Raw genomic sequence first — 3,499 nt, 5'->3', positions numbered from 1 at the left:
CCAGCAGCCCGTGCCCGTGCCGGGCCTGGAGCGCCCCGACGCCCAGCCGCTCAGCGTGGCGGTGGATGGCCGGGGTGAGCGGCTGGCCCTGGTGCGCCAGCTGGAGGGGCGCACCGAGCTGGTGCTCTACCGCCGCAACCTGATGGCCCTGCAGCCGGTGCCGCTGCAGCCCCCCGGCGTGCCCCGGCGGGTGGCCCTGCGGGCCGACGGCCGCGAGCTGGCGGTGGAGGTGAGCCGCCAGGGCCAGTGGCAGGTGGACCTGATCGCCGTGCCCTGATCAGGGCACCAGGCCCGCCCAGTGCAGGAAAGTGTCGTGGCTGAGGGCCTCGACCAGCAGCACGGCAATGAAACCGAGCATGGCGAAACGGCCATTGACCCGCTCGGCGTAGCCGCTCCAGCCGAAGGCCGGCACCTCGGAGGTGGTGGCACTGGTGGCGGGCGCGGTGGCGGCGTCCTCGGGCACGTCCGCTGATGGGGTGGAGGCAGGGTCGCTCATCGGATCAGTCCTCGCGCCCAAAGGTATAGCCGGCCGCCGGGAGCATCCGCCAGCCACCGCTGCCGTCAAGTTCCAGCACGGTGTCGTGGTACTGGGTAAGGGTGGGACGATGGCCCACGCTGACGAAGGCCATCTCCCGCTCCACCAGCAATTCGTAGAGGGCCTTCTCGGTGGCCACATCAAGGGCGCTGGTGGCCTCATCGAGCACCACGAACCGGGGTGAGTTGAGCAGCAGGCGGGCGAAGGCGAGGCGCTGCTGCTCGCCGAGCGAGAGCAGGCGGGGCCAGTCCTGCTTGATGTCCAGGTCGGGATAGCGGCGCACCAGGTCCGGCAGGCGAACCTCCTCGAGCACATGGCGCAGCTGCTCGTCGCTGAAGCGATCGGTGGGCTGGGGGTAGCAGAGCTGCTCCCGCAGGCTGCCCAGCAGCATGTAGGGCTTCTGGGGGATGAACATCAGCTCCCCCACCGGCGGCCGTTGCACGTGGCCGGCGGCCGGAGGCCAGAGGCCGCTCACCAGCCGCAGGAAGGAGGTCTTGCCGCAGCCCGACGGGCCCACCACCAGCAGGCGCTGGCTGGCGGTCACCTCCAGGCTGAGGTCGCGCACCAGCTGGCGGTTGGTGCGGGGCGGCACCAGATCCACATGGCTCACCAGGATCGATTCGGGACGCACGGCGCCGGCCCCGGCCCCCATGGCGCCACCGGCGGAGGCCTGCTCGGCGGCCACGAACTCGGCCATCTCGGCGCTGATCGATTCCACCTTGCCCTGGAAGCCCTCGAGACGGCTGATGGAGGCGGAGAAGGCGGCCAGCCGGTCGATGTTGTTGACGATGTAGCTGACCGAGAACAGCACCTGGGAGAAGGCGATGCTGGCCTGCCCGAAGACACCGAAATCGACCTGCTTGGCGAAGTAGATCGGCGCGATCACCAACCAGGGCAGGAAGCGGGAGAAGTAGTCGTAGGAACGCTGGATGACGCTGATCAGCGCCTCCCAGATGATCAGGCGATTGTAGTTGACGATCACGCCGTCAAGGCGGCGTTCGCCCTCCTTCTGCTCCTGGCGCTCGCCCCGATAAAACGCGATCGATTCGGCGTTGTCGCGGATGTGAACCAGGCCGTAGCGGAAATCGGCCTCCAGCTTGAGCTGCTGATAGTTCAGATTCACCAGCTTGCGGCTGGCGAACACGATCAGAGCCGTACCGCCCACCGAATAGCCCAGCAGCCACAGGGCCAGGGTCTGGTTGATGCTCCAGAGAACGATGATGAAGCTGAAGAAGGTGAGCAGGGCGGAGATGATCTCCACCGTCACGCTCAGGCTGGTGGCGGTGAAACTGGCCGCGTCCTGGGAGATCCGCTGGTCGGGGTTGTCGATCTCCTCAACGGATTCATCGTTGGGATTGAGAACGTAGTAGGCCCGGTTGGTGAGATAGCGGCCCAGCATGCGGCCGCTGAGCCACTCTCGCCACAGCAGACCCAGCTTGGGAATCAGATAGCTCTGGATGGCGCGGATCGGCAGGGCCAGCACCAGGCAGAAGGCGTAGATCGCGACGATCTTCCAGAACTCCTCCGCCTTGTAGGCCACCAAGGCGTTCTCGATGTTCCGGGCGATGAAGCTGATGCCCACGTTGATGCCGTTGATCACCAGGATCAGCAGGGCGATGATGCCGAGCAGCAGCCAGGGCAGCCAGCGCCCCTGGCGCAGCTTGGCCCGCAGGCTGATGAAGGCACCCAGGCCGGCGGCGAACAGCACCATGATCACGATGCCGATCGGCCCGCTCCAGACCGCGGCCACCTGCTCGGGCACCCCGGGCAGGAAGCGGTTGCGCAGTTCGGGGATCCAGGCCCCGGCCGCCGCCACCACGCCGGTGAGCAGCAGCAGGGTGAAGCCCACCACCACTGCCAGCAGGGCCACCACCAGAAGCAGGAACTGGCCGCTGCCGCCGCCGCCTTCGTCGAGGGGCAGGAAGTAGGGCTGGGCCAGGCGCTGCAGCTTGCCCAGCTGCTCGCGAAGGGCCTTCAGGGGGGTCATGGGCGTGGGCGGATCGCGCCATTCTCTCCGTCGGCCCGACCCGGCGGGGGCGGCGGTGTGCGCCCGGCCATCAGCCCGGCGGCCAGGCCAGCGGCCGGCCGCCGATCACGTGCAGGTGCAGGTGGAACACGGTCTGGCCGGCGTCGGCGCCGCTGTTGATCACGGTGCGCCAGCTCTCGAGCCCTTCGAGCCGGGCCACCTTGGCGGCCACCAGCAGCAGATGGCCCAGCAGGGCCTCGTGTTCGTCCGTGGCCTCGCCCAGCTGGGCGATCGGCTCGCGGGGAATCACCAGCACGTGCACCGGCGCCTGGGGGTTCACATCCCGGAAGGCCAGGCAGAGATCGTCGGCGTAGACCTCCTGGCAGGGGATTTCGCCGCTCAGGATGCGTCCGAAGATGGTGTCGCTGCTGGCCATGGGACGCCGGGGAGTGGTCGGGAGGTGGCACTGAACGGGCAGTGGGCTCCAAAGGGATGTTGGCACGGTGCAGCAGTGGGGCCCTGCGGGGCCTGGAGGCCCTGCCGGTGACGGTGGAGGTGGACATCGCCCCGGGACTGCCGGGGCTGCGGGTGGTGGGCCTGGCAGATGCGGCGGCCCAGGAATCGCGGGAGCGGGTGCGGGGGGCCCTGCGCAACGGCGGCCTGCGGGTGCCCCTGACCCGGGTGGTGGTCAACCTGGCCCCCGCCGACCTGCCCAAGACCGGCCCCGGCTTCGATCTGCCCATCGCCCTGGGGCTGCTGGTGGCCAGCCAGCAGCTGGCGGCCGCCGAGGTGGAAGGGATCTGGAGCGCGGGGGAGCTGGGCCTCGACGGGCGTCTGCGGCCGATCCGGGGGGTGCTGGCCCTGGCCCTGGCGGCCCGGCACCACGGGGCCCGGGCCCTGGTGGTGCCGGCGGCCAATGCCACCGAAGCCGCCCTGGTGGAGGGGCTCGCCGTCTGGGGAGCCGGGCATCTGGTGGAGGTGGTGGCCCTGCTGCAGGA

4 protein-coding genes and 1 pseudogene are annotated in these 3,499 nt (G+C 69.6%); 2 read left to right on the top strand and 3 right to left on the bottom strand.

Going from position 1 to position 3,499, the window contains the following annotated elements:
* Positions 1-277, top strand: a pseudogene (locus VB739_RS16340) (hypothetical protein); the annotation flags it as partial.
* Here the strand turns inward: VB739_RS16340 and VB739_RS16335 are convergent.
* The 3 genes from VB739_RS16335 to VB739_RS16325 form a co-directional block, all read right to left on the bottom strand.
* On the bottom strand, positions 278-496 hold the full coding sequence (locus VB739_RS16335; protein WP_323358072.1) for a chlorophyll a/b-binding protein: 219 nt from the start codon (positions 494-496) through the stop codon (positions 278-280). It lies immediately after the preceding pseudogene.
* 4 nt (positions 497-500) lie between these two features.
* Positions 501-2,522, bottom strand: a complete 2,022-nt coding sequence (locus VB739_RS16330; RefSeq protein ID WP_323358071.1) for an ABC transporter ATP-binding protein/permease — start codon at positions 2,520-2,522, stop codon at positions 501-503.
* Between the two features lie 70 nt (positions 2,523-2,592).
* The gene (locus VB739_RS16325; protein WP_323358070.1) at positions 2,593-2,937 is read right to left on the bottom strand and encodes a histidine triad nucleotide-binding protein; all 345 of its coding nucleotides are present in this window, start codon (positions 2,935-2,937) and stop codon (positions 2,593-2,595) included.
* A 56-nt stretch (positions 2,938-2,993) separates the two neighbouring features.
* On the opposite strand from VB739_RS16325, the gene VB739_RS16320 reads away from it, so the two are divergent.
* Positions 2,994-3,499, top strand: a 506-nt coding sequence (locus VB739_RS16320; protein ID WP_323358069.1) for a magnesium chelatase domain-containing protein, incomplete at its 3' end; no start/stop codon positions are given.

This window comes from Cyanobium gracile UHCC 0281, from assembly GCF_034931305.1.
Taxonomy (GTDB): domain Bacteria; phylum Cyanobacteriota; class Cyanobacteriia; order PCC-6307; family Cyanobiaceae; genus Cyanobium; species Cyanobium gracile_A.
Note: the sequence above shows the minus strand (reverse complement) of the source record. Positions and strands in the feature narration are given on the sequence as shown.

Excerpts from the sequence above, each read along its gene's own strand:
- VB739_RS16330 (WP_323358071.1), bottom strand. The coding sequence starts at position 2,522 with ATGACCCCCCTGAAGGCCCTTCGCGAGCAGCTGGGCAAGCTGCAGCGC.
- VB739_RS16335 (WP_323358072.1), bottom strand. The coding sequence starts at position 496 with ATGAGCGACCCTGCCTCCACCCCATCAGCGGACGTGCCCGAGGACGCC.
- VB739_RS16325 (WP_323358070.1), bottom strand. The coding sequence starts at position 2,937 with ATGGCCAGCAGCGACACCATCTTCGGACGCATCCTGAGCGGCGAAATC.